17 protein-coding genes are annotated in these 20,388 nt (G+C 40.2%); 1 reads left to right on the plus strand and 16 read right to left on the minus strand.

Features of this window, described 5'->3' with window-relative positions; genetic code table 11:
* Nucleotides 1-55: 55 nt before the first annotated feature.
* The 13 genes from LC455_RS22965 to LC455_RS23025 form a co-directional block, all read right to left on the minus strand.
* Nucleotides 56-577 (minus strand): RNA polymerase sigma factor, encoded by a 522-nt coding sequence (locus LC455_RS22965; RefSeq protein WP_223594362.1) that lies wholly within the window; start codon nucleotides 575-577, stop codon nucleotides 56-58.
* A gap of 12 nt (nucleotides 578-589) precedes the next feature.
* On the minus strand, nucleotides 590-2,554 hold the full coding sequence (locus LC455_RS22970; RefSeq protein WP_223594364.1) for a multidrug ABC transporter permease: 1,965 nt from the start codon (nucleotides 2,552-2,554) through the stop codon (nucleotides 590-592).
* Nucleotides 2,529-3,431: an ABC transporter ATP-binding protein gene (locus LC455_RS22975; RefSeq protein WP_223594366.1), complete on the minus strand. Its 903-nt coding sequence runs from the start codon at nucleotides 3,429-3,431 to the stop codon at nucleotides 2,529-2,531. The genes LC455_RS22970 and LC455_RS22975 overlap by 26 nt, the downstream gene beginning before the upstream one ends.
* Complete coding sequence (locus LC455_RS22980) at nucleotides 3,424-3,813, minus strand: GntR family transcriptional regulator (protein WP_223594368.1); 390 nt, start codon at nucleotides 3,811-3,813, stop codon at nucleotides 3,424-3,426. Before LC455_RS22980 ends, LC455_RS22975 begins: the two co-directional genes overlap by 8 nt.
* Nucleotides 3,814-4,178: 365 nt before the next feature.
* Nucleotides 4,179-4,862: a beta-phosphoglucomutase gene (pgmB, locus tag LC455_RS22985; protein ID WP_223594589.1), complete on the minus strand. Its 684-nt coding sequence runs from the start codon at nucleotides 4,860-4,862 to the stop codon at nucleotides 4,179-4,181.
* A gap of 71 nt (nucleotides 4,863-4,933) precedes the next feature.
* Nucleotides 4,934-7,162, minus strand: coding sequence for a glycoside hydrolase family 65 protein (locus tag LC455_RS22990; RefSeq protein ID WP_223594370.1), 2,229 nt, complete (start codon nucleotides 7,160-7,162; stop codon nucleotides 4,934-4,936).
* Nucleotides 7,159-8,196 (minus strand): Gfo/Idh/MocA family protein, encoded by a 1,038-nt coding sequence (locus LC455_RS22995; RefSeq protein WP_223594372.1) that lies wholly within the window; start codon nucleotides 8,194-8,196, stop codon nucleotides 7,159-7,161. Before LC455_RS22995 ends, LC455_RS22990 begins: the two co-directional genes overlap by 4 nt.
* A 13-nt stretch (nucleotides 8,197-8,209) precedes the next feature.
* Nucleotides 8,210-9,004 (minus strand): sugar phosphate isomerase/epimerase family protein, encoded by a 795-nt coding sequence (locus LC455_RS23000; protein ID WP_223594374.1) that lies wholly within the window; start codon nucleotides 9,002-9,004, stop codon nucleotides 8,210-8,212.
* A gap of 89 nt (nucleotides 9,005-9,093) precedes the next feature.
* The gene (locus LC455_RS23005; protein ID WP_223594376.1) at nucleotides 9,094-10,149 is read right to left on the minus strand and encodes a zinc-dependent alcohol dehydrogenase; all 1,056 of its coding nucleotides are present in this window, start codon (nucleotides 10,147-10,149) and stop codon (nucleotides 9,094-9,096) included.
* A 34-nt stretch (nucleotides 10,150-10,183) separates the two neighbouring features.
* Nucleotides 10,184-11,032, minus strand: coding sequence for a carbohydrate ABC transporter permease (locus LC455_RS23010; RefSeq protein WP_440446419.1), 849 nt, complete (start codon nucleotides 11,030-11,032; stop codon nucleotides 10,184-10,186).
* The gene (locus LC455_RS23015) at nucleotides 11,025-11,906 is read right to left on the minus strand and encodes a carbohydrate ABC transporter permease (RefSeq protein WP_223594379.1); all 882 of its coding nucleotides are present in this window, start codon (nucleotides 11,904-11,906) and stop codon (nucleotides 11,025-11,027) included. The genes LC455_RS23010 and LC455_RS23015 overlap by 8 nt, the downstream gene beginning before the upstream one ends.
* 66 nt (nucleotides 11,907-11,972) lie before the next feature.
* Entirely contained in the window at nucleotides 11,973-13,268 is a 1,296-nt protein-coding gene (locus LC455_RS23020; RefSeq protein ID WP_223594380.1) for an ABC transporter substrate-binding protein, read from the minus strand.
* Nucleotides 13,269-13,279: 11 nt separating this feature from the next.
* A complete protein-coding gene (locus LC455_RS23025; protein WP_223594382.1) occupies nucleotides 13,280-14,965 on the minus strand; it encodes an alpha-amylase family glycosyl hydrolase in 1,686 nt (561 codons plus the stop codon).
* Nucleotides 14,966-15,422: 457 nt separating this feature from the next.
* Between LC455_RS23025 and LC455_RS23030 the strand changes: the two genes are divergently transcribed.
* Nucleotides 15,423-16,445: a LacI family DNA-binding transcriptional regulator gene (locus LC455_RS23030; protein WP_223594384.1), complete on the plus strand. Its 1,023-nt coding sequence runs from the start codon at nucleotides 15,423-15,425 to the stop codon at nucleotides 16,443-16,445.
* Nucleotides 16,446-16,538: 93 nt separating this feature from the next.
* Here LC455_RS23030 and mglC read toward each other — a convergent pair whose 3' ends face one another.
* From mglC to mglB, 3 genes are all read right to left on the minus strand, one after another.
* Entirely contained in the window at nucleotides 16,539-17,561 is a 1,023-nt protein-coding gene (mglC, locus tag LC455_RS23035; protein WP_223594386.1) for a galactose/methyl galactoside ABC transporter permease MglC, read from the minus strand.
* Nucleotides 17,562-17,573: 12 nt separating this feature from the next.
* Complete coding sequence (gene mglA, locus LC455_RS23040; protein ID WP_223594388.1) at nucleotides 17,574-19,076, minus strand: galactose/methyl galactoside ABC transporter ATP-binding protein MglA; 1,503 nt, start codon at nucleotides 19,074-19,076, stop codon at nucleotides 17,574-17,576.
* A gap of 221 nt (nucleotides 19,077-19,297) precedes the next feature.
* Nucleotides 19,298-20,362, minus strand: a complete 1,065-nt coding sequence (mglB, locus tag LC455_RS23045; protein WP_223594390.1) for a galactose/glucose ABC transporter substrate-binding protein MglB — start codon at nucleotides 20,360-20,362, stop codon at nucleotides 19,298-19,300.
* Nucleotides 20,363-20,388: the final 26 nt, after the last annotated feature.

Raw genomic sequence — 20,388 nt, forward strand, 5'->3', positions numbered from 1 at the left:
AACTTATAAAAGCAAAAAAGGGGCACTATCCTTCTTTGGATATGCCCCTTTTTCCTTATGCGGATTCCTTCACTGCAAAGACCTGCTTTAGTTGTTTTCTAGCCCGGTAAAGCCGGGTCTTCACGGTTGCAGCCTTCAAATCGAGCAGGCTGGCAATTTCATTTTCCTTTAAACCATATGTCACTTTTAGAATAAGCACCTCTTGGAATTCTTTAGATAGGTGCTCCATCGAACGGCCTAAGTCCTCTTGGAAAAGGCGGATGCCAACTGCTTCCTCCGTGTTTATCCCGTTATAATCATGTCCCATCATAAGTTCTATATCAGCGATGTCAACAGGTATCCGTTTGTTTCTTTTTTCTGACCTTAGAAAGTCGATGGCCGTCCTGGCAGTGATGGCAGACAGCCAAGCACCTAATTTTCCAGTATCTTCTATTGTATCTATTTTTTTAAAGGCTTTTATAAATGATTCCTGGACGATATCTTCAGCCCAAAGCCAGTCTTTTGTATATTTATAGGCAAGACCGTGCAGGCGCTTCGCGTAAATAGAATACACTTGATTAAAATCGATGGAGTTCAAACTGCTGCCCCCCTATTTAAAATGTTCTTTAATAAAATCCGGAGCATGCTTTTCATCAAAAAACATGACCTCAAAATAATCGCCAAAATGATAATAAAAGACAGCCATGTATTCGTGCTTAGAGTTCGGGCTTGCGTTATCTAACATTTTTTGAATTTGTTCCTTATCGGTTATGTCTAATTTATCCGTGCTTTTTTCCACTTCATTTTTTATATTTTCAAGCTCTGCCGTTTTGGACGTATCCCTTTTGGCAACAAGGACATGAGTGATATCATCAGCCGTTACCATCGTTCCTTTTAACAATTCTTTTTGTTTCAGCCATTCGGTAAAGTGCTGATAAGTAGGCCTAATTTCAAAGTTTAAATAGTGGTCGCTGCCTACATATACCTCCACCATAGAGCCTTTTCCTTCAAAATATAGGCTGTCTTCATAGGATTCTGCCAGAACATCTTGTCTTAATGCCGTAATCGCTGCTTTAATTTCGTCTGGATTCGATAAGGTAACACCTTTTGTAATCGGGCCATTCCCGCCAATAGTAAGCTTCTTAATTTTATTATCCTTTAATTTAAAAACCTCTTTATTCGTCAGCTTATATTCCTTTGATTCATAAATAGGCTTGAAAAAGTCCTCATAAAGCTGCTCATTTATGGTATATCCTCTAGTTATATAGCTGCCATCTTTCATTTCATAGCGAAAAAAGAAATTTACTGATCGATCGTCTTGCCTTTGCTGATTGATTTTTTTATCTGCAACAATCTGCTTATGAAGTTTCCGAACTGCCTCAATGTTGGCTTTTTCCTTCATTGGCAACGGAGAATAGTACTCTGAATAAACATCATCATTGGCCATATAATAACCGAGATTATTACTTAGAATAACGTTCTTAATTTCAGCCTCTTCCGGTATTTTATTTTCATAGATTCCAAGAATTCGTACACCTATCCCGACAACGGCAATGATTGCTAAATAGATGATTAGCCCTTTTACACGGCCGAAAACCCTCCAGGTTTTTTGCAAGATCATTTCAGCGGCTAAATAGCCAAGCACAGCCCCAATGGCATACCCAAAGATCGTCCAGTTATTATTGTTAAAGGAAACTTCATGAAAGTACGAACCCCCAAGCAGCATCATGCAAAACGTAACCCCATATTTAAAAACGGAACGTAATTTTGGGAAAGCAATCGCTTCTGAGGCTGTTTCTAGGTTTCTTTTTTTATAAAAAAGCATCGCGAGTCCATACAGGACTATTATTAAAATGATGTAGAGCACCCCATCGTTCCAATGAAACGTTTTGCTGTCAAGGACAGCCGCATACGTAATCGGGGACAATTTTTCTAACTGCCGACTAATGAAATAGTCGCTAGGAAATCCATATAGTAATATTTTCAAATTATAAAACATCAATAACGTTATCCCTACTGGAAAAAAGAGAAACACATACGCTAAGACTGCCTGAACGGTCGACATTCCGGTCATCATCGCGATAAACACAGCTGCTGTGTACAAAAGCAGGGTAATTACAGTTGTCGTGCCTGCCCAGTAAAATATATCCTTTACACTAAACAAGCTGCTTAGGTCTAGGGTGGTATGCATAAGAAGGATAATAAAAGTGACGGCGGCGACAGGTATGATTAAAAATAGCATCCCTGTCAGAGCATAATGATGAAAAATCCTGTCTCTTTTTAGCGGGAGGCTGTGCATAAGGTCAGCAGCCTGTTTTGCATGCAAAAAGCGGAGCAGGAACACAGCCAGGATGACTGGCACAACCGCAATAATTCCAATTTGAAATTCAAAATTATAGCGGAAGAGATTGTCTGTATCTTGGTGAACCCAATTTGTCTCATCGGAGTAAATCATTAATAGTTGAATGGGAAGGATAAAGAGCAAGCCAAGGAAGTAGACAACGGAAACCCAGCCTGTACTTCGTCCAATTTGAAGCATTATTTCTTTATTAAACCATGACATTTTTGATGGCATAGCCGATATCCCCCATTTCGTAAATAAAGATCTCCTCGAGCGTGAGAGGCAGCAAGTCAAAAATGACAGGGTTCGTCTGACGAATTTGTTTTGTGATGGCTGCCTCGAAGCCTCTGACAATGAAAAGGTAGACGCTTCCCCTTTTCTCTGTATGAAGTGGATTGAGATTTAGAAGCAGCTTGTCTGGAGGAGTTCCGTCTTTATACGCCACCTGTATTTTATGAATATCAGCTTTCAGGTCGTCCAGTTCTTTTTCCATTAAGAGAGTTCCTTTATGGATAATTCCGATATAGTCACATATGTCTTCTATCTCGCGAAGATTATGTGATGATATGAGAATCGTCATTTCTCTTTCGGCGACATCATGAATTAATAGGTTCTTGACCTTTTTCCTTACAACAGGATCAAGGCCATCCAGCGGCTCATCCAATATGAGAATTTCGGGATTGGAGGAAAGGGCGAGAATGAAAGCAATCTGTCTCTGCCAGCCTTTTGAAAAGGTGTGGATTTTTTTGTTCAGGTTCACTTCAAATAGCTCAACAAGTCTCTGAAAACGGTCCTCTTCCCAGCCTGGGTAACAGCTTTTATAAAACCGGGCCATTTGCTTTGTTGTATATTGCGAGAAAAAATAGGGCTGATCTGGTATGTAAAAGATCTTTTGCTTTATGCCGATATTTTCATAGACTAGTTCATTATTAATGGTCACTTCCCCGAAATCCTGGCGGTAGATCCCTGCAAGAAGCTTAATTAATGTCGTCTTTCCGGCCCCGTTTGACCCGATAAGACCGTAAATCGATCCTTTTTGGATGGATAAATTGACCTTTTCCAGTGCGGTAAAACGGTCAAATTTCTTGCTAACCTCTCTCATTTCAATCATTGCTTTCCCCTCCCCCTTTTGATGCGTCCAGCTCTTCGATTAATTTGATAAGCTTACTTGCCGGGATTCCAAGATATAAGGCTTCGATGACAAGTTTTTCAAGTTCCTTTTTAACTGTCTCTATTTTCTCCAAATCCTTTATTTGATTGTTTGGATTAACGAAGCTTCCTTTGCCTTTAATGGAGTAAATAAATCCTTGGGTTTCAAGCTCCCGATAAGCCTTTTGGATGGTATTCGGGTTAATGGTAAGCTCTGTTGCTAATGTTCTAACTGATGGCAGCTGTTCATCCGGCTTGATTACCTCATTCATAATTAGCTCCTTCATTTTATCCACCAACTGTTCATAAATAGGTTTTCGGCTCCTCATGTCCAGTTCAAACATAACGGGAGGCCCCCAATCTGTACTAAGTGTACTATCATTCGTAATACAGTTTGTATTATATTCCATCTCTTACCAAAAGAAAAGGGTTTTTAATAATATTTTTTTTAGTCTCTGTTAAACTTTGTTGTTGATTTGCGCTCCAGGTGCGAGCTTTCCGCGGGCGTGCCGGGGAGCCTCCTCGGCGCTTTGGCGCCTGCGGGGTCTCCCCTGCCCCGTACTCCCGCAGGAGTCTTCGCACCTTCCGCTCCAATCAACTGTGTTAAAAATCAAAATGGCCCTTTAACAGAGCCTTTTATTGATATAAACATCAAAAAACCCCCATCCGGTTCATGTTCGGATAGAGGCTGTCAAAATTGATATTGTGTTTATTTAATAGAATTTTTTAACCACTCTTCGTATGTTTCCTTTATTTTATCCCAATCCAACTGATTGGTGGAATCGACCAAATAATCCGCACCCTGAAGGGATTTTCCAACGCCAACAGCAAACATTCCGCTTGCTTTGATTGCTTCAATTCCAGCGGCAGCATCCTCGATTCCGATGGCCCTTACTGGTGCGGCCCCCAGTCCTTCACAGGCAGTCAGGAATATTTCGGGATCTGGTTTGGATCTTTTAATTTTTGCCGCATCGGCAATGAAATTAAAAGCATCTTCCAACTCTAATGCCTTTAATACCGTCCCTGCATTCTTCGAAACAGATGCTAAACCAATAGGAAGTCCTTCTGCTTTTATTTTGGCGAGTAATTCTAAGATTCCTGGCAAAACATCGTTAGCTGTCAATTGCTTCAAAAGGTCACAATAATGGAGGTTTTTCTTTGCGGCCATCTCTTCCTTTTCCGTTAAGGTGAAGTCGTTTTCCCGATTTCCTTCTTGCAAAATTAATTCAAGGGAATCCATCCGGCTTACGCCTTTCAGCCGTTCATTGAAAACCTCATCAATCGTAATGCCCACTTCCGCCGCAAGTTGTTTCCACGCCAAATAATGAAAATGGGCGGTATCCGTAATAACACCATCGAGATCAAAGACGACTGCCTCAATCTTATTGTTTATCATTTTCAATTCATCTCCTCTTCGAAGCAGCGATGCAATATTGCGGGCTGTTCTCTCAATATTGGCAAAGGTTATAAAGTCACTTCAATTTTGTCTGTCAAATAGTATTCAGTCCCGTTAATTTCTAGTAAAAGTTCAGGACCTAAATACTTTGAAACTATTATTTTCTCATGCGTTAACTTTATTTCTAAACGAGACCCGAGCAATGTGACCGGAATGACAAGCTCTGCCCAATTTTCAGGTAATTTCGGATTGAGTTTTATACGATTATCTTTTAAAGAAAGATTGGCAAACCCAAACATGGCTGTGAGCCAGATCGCTCCAAGGGAAGCAGCATGAAGACCTTCATCAGATGAATGAGGGTTTGGCCCCAAATCAATCAGGCATGCCTCTTGGAAAAATCGATAAGCTGCCTCGCTCTCATCACATCTTGCAGCAACGATCGCATGAATGGCTTTGCTGAGTGAAGAGTCATGAATGGTGTGTTCTTCGTAATAGTGCAAATTTTTCGCAGTGACATCACTGGAGAAAAGTTCTGGGAACAAATACAATAACATGACAACATCCGCTTGTTTCAGGATCTGCATTTCATTGACTTCCGCCCGGGAATGATCCAATAATATACCTTGGCTGCCTTGATTCTTCTTATATTTGGATAAGTCAATCTCCGGCTTGCTTAAGAAGGTATCATCCTGTGGAAGGATGAATTGTTCATTCGGCTTCGGTAAATACAGACGGTTTAAGAACGTCCGTCCTTTTTCCTGCAGTACATCGTCAACATCCTTCAGCTTCTCCATAAAATAAAGAGCCTGTTCGACATTGTAATAAGCCATATAGTTTGTATAGGCATTATTATCAATATGCTCCGTATACTCATCAGGACCGATGACATTTTTGATGGAAAGCTGTCCATTCTCTTCGACGGCTCGGCTGATCCAAAAGCGGGCCGTTTCTTTCAGTAACGCAAGCCCTTCTTTTTTCATAAATTCTTCATCAAGGGTTGTTTGATAATATTGAATAACGGCATACGCAATATCTGCTACAATGTGATGTTCGGCAATTGCGGACGCCACTTTTTGCCTTTTCCCCGTCCTGATATTGATGGCGGCAAATTCTGGAGTCTCTTCTTCTCCGGAATATGCGCTTTCCCAAGGGAACAATGCCCCTTCATAGCCATTGCGTTCGGCCTTTTCCTTTGCCTGCTGCAAATGTAAGTATCGGTAGGTTAATAGTTTTTTAGCCTTTTCAGGATTTGTGAATAGATGAAAAGGGGCAAGGAAGATTTCCGTATCCCAAAACACATGCCCCTTATACCCTTCTCCGGTCAAACCTTTTGCCCCAATACTAAATCGCTCGTCATGTCCAGGTGTCATGATCTCGATATGATAGATGGCGAAATCCATTGCCAGCTGGTCAAATGGGTTGGCCGACGTAATTTGAACACGTTTTTCCTTCCAAAACTCCTGCCATTTAAGGGCGGATTTCTCGAGTAAGGCATCATAACCGTATGGCGCATTTACCTTTAACTCCTGAATACTTGCGGCTTCAGGATCTTGTCCTGCCTCACCTTGATCCAACGAGGTGAAAACAGTTGCGAATTTTTCAACCATGAATGGAGTTTGTATTTCCAAGTCGTGCCTAATAGTAGTTAGCAGCTGGCGATTTTTCGCTGCAAATGAGACATCACTTGAAGCTGAGCATTGACAACTTACTGCAAGTGCAATCGTATGTCCGGATTCCGTCGTTTTATAGACTCCCAGCATCACTTCTTCATCGATTACACGAACTTTATCTTCCAATACATGCTGTTTTCCAAAGTTTGTTTGTTGAGCATTGATACCGGTAATAATTTTGAGCGCTGCGTTTGTATCCAGGCTCGTTACGGTCATTCTCGATGCCAGTAAATGCAGATTGTCTTTCGCAACAAAGCGTTGAAAAACAAATTGGAACCTGCTGCCTTGATTGCTTTTCCATGTCAGCTCGCGTTTCAATTCCCCTGTTTCCAGATTCAAACTGCGTTGATAGGAAACAATTTCACCGCTCATCATCGAGAAAATTTCACCGTCAATTTCAATTTTCATACCTAATAAATCAGGCATATTTACTAAATCGGATGGTTCATTTACAGAAGCTTTATTGTAAATGCCCGCGACATACATCCCGCGGGTTTGCTCAAAATAATCTTCCTCAAATGTGCCACGCTGGCCGAGGTAACCATTTCCCAAAGTCATTAAACTGGCATATTTATTTATCGCATGTAAATCAAATTGATTGTCGTAAATTACTTGATTTCTTTTCATAGGGATACACTTTCACCTTTTTCAGCAGATTGATATAGAGCTTCGATTAGTTGTTGGATGATGTATCCTTGTCTTGCATCCGCGACCAATGCCTTTTTCCCCAAACATTTGTCGATAAAAGCAGCCATACTTTTTTGATGGCGGTCCTGGTCGGCCTCTTCTCTTGATAAAAGTGTCACTAGTTCCCCGCTTTCATCCGTATAAATGTGGGCAGGGAAAAGAGTTGCTCCTGCTTGATCGCCGCAAAACTCTACATTCATGATCGAGGTTTCTTTTATATTTAAGGCAAATGATGTTTCCAGCTGTAACAGCCGACCGCCTTCGAGCTCAATAAACCCAAACAGGGAATCCTCGACTTCAAATTTTGCCGGATCCCATTCGCCAAGGGTTCCATGAGATTTTTTTGTGCCGATTTTCTGGAACATCTTTGCTGTTACCTTCTCAATTTTCGGGTAGCCAAGCACATATAAAGCCGCATCAAGCATGTGGACACCTAAATCAATAAGTGGTCCCCCGCCTTGAATCGCCTTATTCGTAAAACTGCCCCAGCCAGGTATTCCACAGCGGCGCAATGCTTGTACTTTGGTGACATAGATATCACCAAGGACCCCTTCTTTTACTTTTTCGCGAAGGATTGAAACATCCTCAGCAAAACGATGATGAAAATTATAGGCGAGGAGGCAGTTATTTTTTTCAGCCGTCTCCTGCATCAATTTTGCTTCATCAGCCGAGATGGCTGGAGGTTTTTCACACATCACATCACAGCCGGCTTCCAAAGCCTGCATAACATTTTCAAAATGAAATCGATTGGGCGTACAGACACTAACAATATCCGGCTTTTCAACTGCATACATTTCGGCAGCATCTGTATAAAATCGAGGGATGCTATTTCGCTCCGCGAAACTTTTCACACGCTCTAAGGTTGGGCCAACAGCAGCGACTATTTCTAATTCTTCATTAGCCTGATAGTTAGGAACATGGACCTTTTCTGCTACCTGTCCGGCTCCAATGATCGCGACTCTCTTCTTTTTCACAATAGATCGCCTCTCAAATTAATGATTCTTTTAGGTGATGTAAGGCTTTTCTATATTCAGCTTCTGGATCATTGCCTCTGACACGGCACTCAATCGTTAAGAACCCGTCATACCCATCTTCCTTTAACTGATTAAAATGCTTTTTGAAATCAAGGGATCCGCTTCCTGGCTGATAACGGTGATTATCTGCTAGGTGGATATGGCCAATTAAATCACGGTGTTGATGCAGGGCTTCCGAAATGCCATCTTCCTCGATATTCATATGATAAAAATCAGCTATGATTTTTACATGTTTTAAGTTATTCTCTTCGATATAGCTTCTTGCATCGGCAAGAGTGTTAATCATATGGTCTTGATAGCGGTTTAATGGTTCGAGGAAAATCGTTGTTCCTGTTTCTTCCGCCATCCGATCCAAATAAATAAGGGAATCACTGACAGCCTTTCGATCACCTGCCTGGCTCCGGGGTGACGCCATCGGCGGGAGGCGGTATGTGAACATGCCCCATGCGGCAGGCACGACAATTCCTTTACCTCCGACTTCCTTTAGTGCTTCAAGTATTTGTTTTATTTCTTTTAAACCGTTCAGTCTGCGTTCTTCAATGAAATCCCCGATCCAGCCGCTGTAGCCGCCGCAGGCTGTCGTAACAGGAATTCCTGTTTCCGCAATCGCTTCTTTTATTTCATCTAAATGGTCGACTAAAAATTTGCCGTCGATTTCAAAGCCTTCAAAGCCAACTTCTTTTAAATAACGGAATTTTTCTCTTATATTCTCAGGAAAAAACGCCTGGTTTTGTGTACCGATTTTCACGATAAATTCCTCCCAATTACGGAATTCCAGCTAAAACCCGTTAAAATGGATCTTAGCTGGATGATATGGTGATGAATCTTGAAACCAGATTATTTTTTATATTCGATTCCCATCTTAATGCTTAGCTCCGGATGCTGGTCTACATATTCCATGTACGCTTCTGCACTACTCTCAAATGTAACAATTGGTTCAATGATATCTTCGCAATTAAGGTATCCGTTCATTAACATTTCCCAGCATGTATCTTCAATTCGCTTGCGGTTCCAGCGAGGGTAATCTGGGTTTGGTTCGCTGGCAGCACGTGAGAAGACAATTTTTGCATTATTAAAATGGGCTTCACGTCCAAAGTTCAAGTCTGTGAAAGGTTTGGCAAAAGCCACATAGGAAATCGTTCCCCCATAGGCGATGCCTCTTAATGCGCCTTGAAGGGCAGCAGAATTACCGCTTGTTTCAATGATGGAATCAGCACCCATTTTGTTTGTCAGCTTTTTCACTTCATAGCCCACATCACATTTAGTTGGGTCAAGACAAACATCTGCTCCATTTCGAAGTGCGATATCGCAGCGATGGCTGATTGGGTCAATCCCAACCACTAGGCTTGCCCCCGCTTTTTTCGCTAATTGGATCGCGATTTGACCAATCGCACCCAGTCCTACAACCACAACATAATCACCCGCACGGACATTGGCATCCCGCACACCGCTCAAAGCAAATTGAGCTGGATCGTAGCAAACGGCATTTTGCCATTTTGCCCCTTCAGGCATTTTACGCAATCTGTGATTATTAATGGCATTCACAATCACGGTTTCCATGATTGGACCATAGGTACACACGGTTTCACCCAATTGGTAGTCTGTCACTTCACCGCCGATTTCAACGATCTTTCCGACAACCATATTACCAAGCTGGAATTCACCAAATACGATTCCAGGTGCAGAACCTTCTTCACGAGGCATGAACATGCGCCATTCTTCATTGAAATTTTCATCCATAAAAGGAGTTAGTCCTCGGAAATCAATAACTTCCGTTCCGTGCTTAGGTGCCGCAAATTCCACATCAATTTTCACTTCGTTTGGCTGTACATGGCGATCTTCGTATTCTAACAATGCTGCTTTTCTTGGTTCTACGGCAACTAGCTTTTTCATGATTTCATTACTTCCTCTCGTTTTATAAAAATAATTAGCCTTTAACTCCGCCTGCTGTGGCGTCTCCTTTAATAAAATGCTCCGAAATGGCGTACATGATGACAACTGGCAAGGCTGTGACGAGCGATGCTGCCATCATACGACCCCAAACATAATCTGGAGTGCTAAAAAGCGCATATAATCCAATTGGTAATGTGAAATTGACGGAATCCGACAAGAAAATGGATGCAAATAGATAATCGTTCCATGCAATCATAAACGCATATACAAATACTGAAATGATCCCAGATAGCGATAACGGAATAATGATATGGAAAATGATCTGTACCCGATTTAATCCATCAATCATGGCTGCTTCTTCCAAATCAACTGGAATGGTATCGAAGTAGCTTTTCAACATGAAAATGGCCGTTGGCAATGTTTGCACAATCATCGTAATGATTAAAGAAGTTTTTGTATCATATAAACCTAAACCCGTGATGATTTTAAATAATGGAACGACAAGCAAAATACCTGAAAACATATAAACTGCGTAAAAACTAGCATTAATAGTCAATCGGCCTTTAAAGTTAAGTTTTGAAAGAGCATATGCTCCAAAAATTCCGATGGCAACCGACAAGATCGATGCAGTTAAAGATACCATTAAACTATTTTTAAAATAGGCAAGGTATGGAAAAATATCCGGATTGAAAATATCTAGATAGTGCTGTAAAGTCCATTCTTTTGGAAGGAAGGTCGGACTTGTTGAAACCGCCTCCTTTGAACTTTTAAAAGATGTCATTAACATCACAAAAAATGGAAACAGACAAACAATTAAAATGGCTAAAAGTGCCGCATAAAACCCTACTGTTTTCGTTACTTTATTCTTTTTGCTGCTAGCCATTGCCATTTAAATTCACCCGCTTTCTTGCAATCATAATGACAATAAAGAGAATAATGAACAATATCACAGAAATCGATGCTGCTTTGCCTAAATCGTTAAACGCAAAGGCTGTTTTATACAAGTAAATACCGAGTATATCTACTTTATTTGTTAAGAGATAGACATCTGTGAACATATAAAACATCCAGATCGAACGTAATGTTACAACCGTTAATAGGACAGGCATGATCGCCGGCAGCGTGACAATTTTAAATTTCTCCCATGCATTGGCCCCGTCAATCTCAGCCGCTTCGTACAATGTAGAATCAATCGTTTGAAGGATGGCCAAAAAGGAAATAAACGCATAAGGGAAATATCTCCAAATCGCAAAGAGTGACACTAAGAAAAAGCTGCTTATCGGATTGTCAAACCACAGTGGGGCCTCCTTAAACAAGTGAAGAATATCTCCACCAATAAAGTTGACAATACCGTAACCATTATTAAACATGTATTTCCAAGCAAAGATTAAAGAAATCGATGGTGTTACATACGATAAAATAATTAATGAACGGGCAGTTTTACGAAATTTAAAGGGACGATTAAAAAAGATGGCAATTCCTAATCCGACCGCTGTACTTCCTCCAACCGTCAAAAGCATGTACAAAAGTGTAACCCCTAATGATGTAAAGAATTCCGGGTCTGTCAGGATATCCATATAATTTTTTAATGCTACAAAAGTGGCACTTAATCTTGGATTTATTGGCTGGTCAAAGAAACTGAGTTGAATATTTGCGACCATTGGATATGCAATAAGCACCAGGAGCAAGAAGATACTTGGAAAAAGTAAAGCCAATGCCAATTTAATATCCGACTTTTTACTTATATTCGTTTTCATGGTACCCTCCCTTTGGGAAAATCTTTAAAGCGGGGAATTACCTGATTTGGTAACTCCCAGTGTTGCTTATTTTTTGTTTAAAACCTCTTCGAGTGTTTTTTCAGCATTTTTTATTTCTCGATTAACATCTTTTTTACCGACTGTAACGCTGTTAACCATTTTAGGAATCGCTCCTGAACTAGTTACGTCACCCATTTTCAAGAAATTTTTACTATCTACTAAACCAAATACTTGAATGTCATTAAAGGATGCCGCTATTTCAGTTGATAATTCACCAAAAGCTTTTACCACTTCATTTGCCTGATAGTTTTGATTTTCTGTTACGAGTTTACTTACTGGCTGCGCGCCGCCTGGGGACATTAACACCCATTTTGTCATGTTTTCAGGCTGAGACATGAAGGCTACAAATTTTGCAGCAGCCTCTTTTTTATCCTTATCTAAGAAAGAAGAAATGGTAAGTGCCGAAACTGTTCCGAAAACTGCCTTTTTCTTCTCAGCTGGAATCGCAAATCCAATATTCTTTGCATTTCCTTCTTCAAATACAGAAGGAAGAATGTAAGTAGAATAAATCGCCATTGGCGCCGTTCCATTCATGAAAGCATCTTTTACTTCGGTGGTATCATTCGATCCTGGCATCGTATACTGAGATAATTTTTTATAATACGTTAATGCCTCTTTCATTTCTGGTGTATTCATATTTAACTTGCCTTTGTTGTCTAACACATTCGCATTATTTGAGAGAGCAAATTGAGAAAAGGCTTGTTCAGAAAATCCGCCTTCAACGGTAGGCATGGCAATTCCATATTTTTTATTCGCTTTATCCGTAAATGCTTTGGCAATCGTAACTATATCATCCCAATTTTTCGGCTCCGCAAATCCTTTAGCTGCAAGCATTTCTTTGTTGTACCAGATCCCCTGAACCCAGCCGCTGATTGGAACACCTGTGTAGCTTTTTCCATCTTCGGTACTCATTAACTTTAAGGCACCTTCATAGAAGTTCTTTTCCCCTATTTGAGTAATAATCTTTTTAACGGTTTTCTTGTCAATCAGTACTTCTTTATCCATTACTTTTGCATAATCCTGGCCCACTTCGAGAACAGTTGGTAGTTTGCCAGCACTTGCCAAGGTAATAATTTTCGTATTGTAAGAATCTTCTTCTACAGGTATCTGTTTTATTTTTATATCCGGATTTTCCTTTTCGAATTTTGCAACCAATTCGTTAATGACAGCCAAACGCTCTTGTTCAACAGAGGAGTGCATAAATTCGATTGTTGTTTTTCCATCGGCATTCTGTTTTCCGCATGCAGTTAATGCAAATGCAAATAACATAATAAATACGAAACTCAGGCCTTTTTTTAACATTCGTTCTCCCCCTAAATAATTGGCTTTAACCAAACAAATTGATATGGAGCTAAAGTAAAACTATTATTAATTACTACTGTTTCACCAGAAATGATATTTAAGAATGTACCATTTAAGCGGCAATCAACCGGTTCGTTTGTTATATTGTGTACGACAAACAGGCTTTCATGTTTTGAGTTCATTCGATCAAAGGCAAATATTTCTTTTCCCAAATTCATGACTGCCATAGTTGAATTCGGATGGAAGAGTGGTTCCGATTTACGAATTTGAATTAATTTAGTTAATTCACGGAAAATTTTACTTCTTAATGACTCAGGATTCGTTAATTCCTCTTCGATTTCTATTACTTCATATTTTTGTCGATTGATTGAGCGGTTCATTCCCGTTTTAGAAACTCCATTATAATCATTTCGGGAACCTAAAATGCTTTGGATATAAACTGCCGGCACCCCTTGAAGAGTCAGGAGAATAGAATGCGCCGCTAAAAAGCGCTTCACTCTTAAATCATCATCATCTGTCCGTTTATTTAACGCATCAAGGTACGTCACATTAATTTCATAAGGACTTTCACTGCCGTCAGGGTTTTTCTTATAGTTGACCAGTGCTCCTTCTTTTTTCAAGTCCTCTACCATTGCCAATATCTCTTCTTCAGGAATGATGCCGCGAATCGGATTTAACCCAATTCCATCATGAGAGGCAAGGAAATTAAAGAATGTTGTCTCCCCTTCTGTTGGTCGCAGATCACTGGCCCATTTGGAAAGGGCACTGGCATCCCCTTTGTGAATGGCATTTAACACGAGAGGCGGCAGCGGGAACTGATAAACCATATGTGCTTCATCCGATCCATTTCCGAAGTAGGCAATATTATCCTTATGAGGTACGTTTGTTTCTGTAATGATAACCGTCCCTTTGGCTGCCTCATCGGCGACATCACGGAAAAGCTTAACAATCTCATGCGTTTTTTCATGGTGTATACAGGTTGTCCCAATCTCTTTCCACATAAATCCGATTGCATCCAATCGAATATATTCTGCCCCTTGCTCCAAATAAAACAGTAATACATCGATCATGCTATAAAGGACGTTTGGATTGCTAAAATTCAAATCAATCTGGTCTTCGCTGAAGGTTGTCCAAATATACTTTTCCTCGCCATTTGCCAATGTAAACTTTGTTAATAATGGAAGAGCTCTTGGTCTTGTAACAGCACTTAAATCTGTGGCGGGATCCATCTCGATGAAGAAATCCTGATATTCAGGGTTTCCGTTTAAATATTCTTGAAACCATTCGCTCTTTGCCGAAATATGATTGCAAACATCATCAAACATGATTCTTGCTGATTGAGACAAATGGTCGATTTCCTTCCAATCTCCTAAGAGTGGATTTACTTTTTTATAATCGACAACAGAGAATCCATCGTCAGATGTGTAAGGATAAAATGGAAGAAGATGCACAATTTCAAATTTGTCTGCAAGATGCTTATCAAACATTTTTTTAAAGGTTTCTAAAGTCGGACGATCTGGTTCTTGAAATTGATCTCCATACGTAATCAGCACAACATCTTTTTCATCCCAATTTTGTTTTCTTTGCTTAAGAGACATCTGTTTTGTTATGGCAATGCGTTCCTCGATTCGCTGTAAAATTGAATCGATATTTTGGTTTTCATAGATAAATGAAAGTCTTTCTTTAATTTTCTTCATAAATTCCTCCATTTGTGGTACCGCTCCCAGTGTAATTAAAAAAATATGATTCTATTAAATATTTTGTTTGTGGTACCGCTCCCAGAAAGATTAAAAAAATTTTTGAACATTAATTATTAATTTTTGGTACCGCTCCCAGCAATGTTAAAAAAAGAGAGTTTTACACTTTGCTAGTCTTTGGTACCGCTCCCACGACGTAAATATATTACAGAAAACGTTTTCTGTCAACAGATAAAAGTTAATAGTAATTAGCAAAATATTTATATTGCTACATTGGACAATCATCAATATAATGTATCGTATATTGCTCTCACCTCAAATTATGTAATTAAACTCCCACTCATACAAATACATGTTGGCTGCTGGATTTTTGCCGCAACCTTCAATTCATATTTCCATCAAATGATAAAAAAAATATTTTTTCTTTAGATACTATTACAGAGGGGGCGAAATATTCGTGCACACTATTTATGATATAGCCCGTGTTGCAAATGTTTCGAAGTCTACTGTATCTCGTGTACTTAATAATCAAAGCAATATTTCTGAGGAAGCCCGGGAACGTGTATTAAAAGCGATCGAAGAATTAAATTACCAGCCTAGCAAATTGGCCCGTGCACTTTCTACTGGGTTTGATGCTATTATGGTTGTTTCTCGATCGGCAAAAACGACCGCTAATAACCCCTTTTTCTCTGAAATCATCCACAGAATTTCTTCAAAAGCGGAGGAAGAAAATTTTGATGTAATTATTCAGACATCGAGAAACAGTAAAGATGAACTAGAAAAATGCATTACTAAAATAAAAGAAAAAATGATAAAAGGAATTATTATGTTAAGTTCTCCTGCGAACGAGAACTTTTTCAAACAACTAGATGTTTTTAACATTCCCATTGTCGTTATTGGAAGAGTAGATGGGGAATATAACAACATTTTTTCGGTTGACACGAATAACTACCAAGACAGTTACGACTTGACTAAGTATTTAATTGAACAGGGCCATCGTGACATCGCATGTTTGCATTCACCACTGGATTATCATGTTTCGGTAGACCGATTAGAAGGATATAAGGACTGTTTAAAGGAATTTGGATTGCCCGTTAAAGAGGAATGGATAATTAATAGCGGTTATACAGTGGATTCAGCCTATGAATCAGCTAAAAAGCTGCTGCTTTCTCCCAACCGGCCGTCTGCCGTCTTTGCGACAGATGATTTAAAAGTTATGGGTCTTTATAAGTCAGCGATAGAAAATGGCATTTTGATTCCTAGTGATTTATCGATTGTTGGTTATAGTAATCCGAGTATTTCCGCATTCCTATCGCCATCACTGACGAGAATTGAAATACCGGTAAATAAATTAGGCGATATGGGATCTAAACTCCTTTTTGCCAAGATTAAAGGGAACAGACCAACAAGTAGTCGAACGATTGTACCTACCAAAATGATTATTCAAAAATCCGTAACACAAGGATTGAATAATTCCTAATAACGAGAAAGAGCCAACTAACAGTAAGTTGACATAAAAAGGTGTCAGGCACCACACTTGGACAAATGTCCACGTGTGGTGCCTGACACTCTTTTATTTTTTCTTTGCATGTTTGCGCATGTCAAATGCGACTGCGACGATGATGATTAGACCTTTGACGATGAATTGGATGTATGGGCTTACTCCTAGGAAGGCTAATCCGTAGTTGATAACTTGGAAAATGAGAACCCCTGTGATTACGCCGGGAACGGATCCGATACCGCCTGATAGGGATACGCCGCCGACTACGCAGGCTGCGATCGCATCTAGTTCGTACATGTTACCAGTGTTGTTTGTTGCACTGCCGACACGGCCAGCTTCAAGTGTACCAGTTAAGCCGTAAAGAAGACCGGCAATCGTATAAATAATGATAAGATTTCTTGCGACGTTTACACCAGATACCTTAGCTGCTTCTGGGTTACCGCCAATCGCATACATGTTTTTACCAAGCTGTGTTTTATTCCAAATCACCCAAATAATGATAGAAACGATAATGGCATAAAGAATGAGATACGGGAATTCATATGAACCAACTTTAATTCCGCGCTGGGCAAAGGTTGTAAATTTTTCACTTAATCCGCCGATAGGCTGTGCTCCATATGGCGGGCGGTCAAAGTAAATCGAAGTTAAACCATATACACCGATCATCATACCTAATGTAGCGATGAAAGGAGGAACATGAAATTTAGATACAATCACACCATTTAAGGCAGCTATTAGGCCAGTTGCAGCCATTGCGATTAAAATCGGTACAAATAGCGGCAGATCAGGCAAGTTAGGATACATCTTATACGCATAATCGCCAGCCTGCAGCATGGATGCTGAAATAACGGCGGCAAGACCGACCATCCGTCCAGCAGATAGGTCCGTACCGGCTGTAATCAAGATACCGGCAACCCCAAGTGCAATGATGATCCTTGATGAAGATTGGGCCAAAATATTAATTAAGTTGGTCATCGATAAGAAATCAGGAGAAGCAACGACGATACCGACTACCAATAGGATTAAAACTACATAAATAACATTATCAACAAGCCATTTTGATACATTCGATTTTTTTGAAGCTTGTGTATTCATTTCCATCGCCTCCTAATACAATGCTGCTAATCGCATGATTTCTTCTTGCGAAGTTGTAGACGTCTCCACGATTCCAGCTGCTTTTCCATTACTCATTACTAAAATTCTATCTGTAACCCCTAAAAGCTCTGGCATCTCGGAAGATATCATGATGATGCCTTTTCCGTCTGCTGCTAATTGGTTAATAAGTTGATAGATTTCGAACTTAGCTCCTACGTCAATTCCCCGTGTTGGTTCATCGAGCAATAAAATGTCCGGCTTAGTTAACAGCCAGCGGCCGATAATAACCTTCTGCTGGTTACCGCCAGAAAGACTTCCGATTGATGTTTTTTGTGTAGGTGTTTTAACCTTCATCGAATCAATCACCCATTGTGTATCTTCCTTCACCTTACTATCAGACAAGAATGGACCTTTACGGTATTGACCCATATTAGAAATAATCGAGTTAAAGCTGATGCTTAATTCAGGGAAGATACCGGTTGACCTTCTTTCTTCCGTCACAAGGGCAAAGCCGTTTTTAATGGCATGCTGCGGTGAATGATTGTTGACCGCCTTACCATGTAATTCAATCGTTCCGGATTTCAAGGCTCTCATTCCAAAAATCGATTCTACGACCTCCGTCCGCTTCGAGCCTACGAGACCTGCTATTCCTAAAATTTCTCCTTTTCGGAGTTCAAAGTTTACATCCACAAAGGAAGGCTGCGTTTCTGCGGTTAAGTTAGAAACCTTTAAAATCATATCTCCCGGCGTGTTGATTTTTGCAGGGAAGCGCTGTGATAAATCACGACCAACCATCAGTTTAATGATTTCGTCAGTCGTTAGTTCTTTCGCGCTTTTTGTCGCAATGTACTGACCATCACGCATGATGGTGACTTCATCGGAAATCTTTAAAATCTCTTCCATTTTGTGCGAGATATAGATGATGGCAACATTATCACTTTGCAGCTTTTTGATGATTTTAAAAAGATGGTTAACTTCATTCTCTGTTAGAGATGAGGTAGGCTCATCCATTACGATGATTTTAGAACCGTAAGAGACGGCTTTGGCGATTTCCACCATCTGCATCTCGGAAACGGAAAGCGTGCTGACCTTGCTTCGCGGATCGATGTTAATATCAAGGCTTTTGAAAACCGCTTTCGTGTCCTCGTACATTTTCTTTTCATCTATAAAAATACCTTTTTTCGGATAACGGCCGAGCCATAAATTATCCATTACATTTTGCTGGCGTACCTGGTTCAATTCCTGGTGCACCATGGAAACGCCGTTTTCAAGCGCCTGCTTTGAATTGACAAAGGAAACCTCTTTTCCATCAAAAAGAATTTTGCCATCATCCATAGAATAAATTCCGAATAAGCATTTCATTAAGGTTGATTTACCTGCCCCGTTTTCACCCATCAAAGCATGCACAGATCCCGCCTTCACTTTGAGAGATACATTATTAAGGGCGATAACGCCAGGGAATCGTTTCGTTATATTCAGCATTTCAAGTAAATTAGTTGAACTAGCTTCTGACATGAGCGAACCTCCTCACTTAACCATTTAAAAAATATGAGACCCTGAAAGTTCGTCTCATATCTATTCATTAAAAGGATTCTTTTATCAAATATATAGGGCGAAGTCCTGCTTCAAAGGGGGTACTCTTTGAAGCAATGCCCCGAACGAAGGAAAAGCAGCTTCTTTTCCTTCGTTCGAGGAGCGCCTGAGGGCTAAGCCCTGGACTGGCGCTTCCACTTTTCTTACTTATAAGCGTCTTTACCAACTTGGATGTTGTCTTTTGTTACTTCAACGTAAGGAACGCGGACTGCTTTCTTATCGTCAAGCTTCCAAGAAGTTCCGTCTAGAACATCCTTGCCTTTTGCTGCATTCGTAGCAAGCTCGATTGTTGCTTTACCTTGGTTTTTCGCGTCATTTAAGACTGTACCAACCATTTTGCCTTTTTCAATCATTTCAAGTGCTTCCGGAATCGCGTCAACACCTACAACTGGCATGAATTTGTCGCCAGAGAAGAATCCAGCTTTTTCAAGAGAAGCAATTGCTCCAAGTGCCATACCATCGTTATTAGCGATAACAAATTCAATTTTGTCGCTGTATTTTGCTAACCAAGCATCCATTTTCTCAGTTGCTTTTGTTGCATCCCACATAGCTGTATCCATTGCTAATTCTTCAACTTGAATACCTTTTTCTTTTATAGTATCAACTGCGAATTTCGTACGTGCTTCCGCATCTGGGTGTCCTGGCTCACCTTTTAGTAATACGTATTGAAGCTTGCCATCGCCGTTTTTATCCCATTTAGCTTTGTTTGCTTCCCAAGCTTTTGCAATCAATTCACCCTGGATGACACCTGATTCAGACGAAGTTGTTCCTACATAGTAAGCTTTGTCGTAGCCTGCTAAAACATTGGCATCCGGCTCTTTGTTAAAGAAGATTACTGGAATATTTTTTGGTTTCGCTTTGTCAATAATAGTTTGTGCTGCTTTAGGATCTACTAGGTTAATAGCAAGAGATTTTGCACCTTTTGCGATCAGTGTGTCCACTTGCTCAATTTGTTTTGCTTGGTCGTTTTGCGAGTCGTTCAGCATTAGGTTTACTTTGCCTTTTGCGGAATTCTCCATCGCACGGCGTACATAGCTCATGAAATTATCGTCAAACTTATAGATGGTTGCACCTACTGCAGGAAGTTTACTGTCTTTGCTGCCTGCAGAATCGCCAGACCCGCTGGTTGAACTGCTGCAGCCTGCAGCTAATAGAATACTAGATGCAATTGTTAATGATAGAACTAAGCCTTTTTTCTTTTTCAACATGTAATCATTCTCCTTTTACTTTTTAT

This window comes from Neobacillus bataviensis (assembly GCF_019969725.1).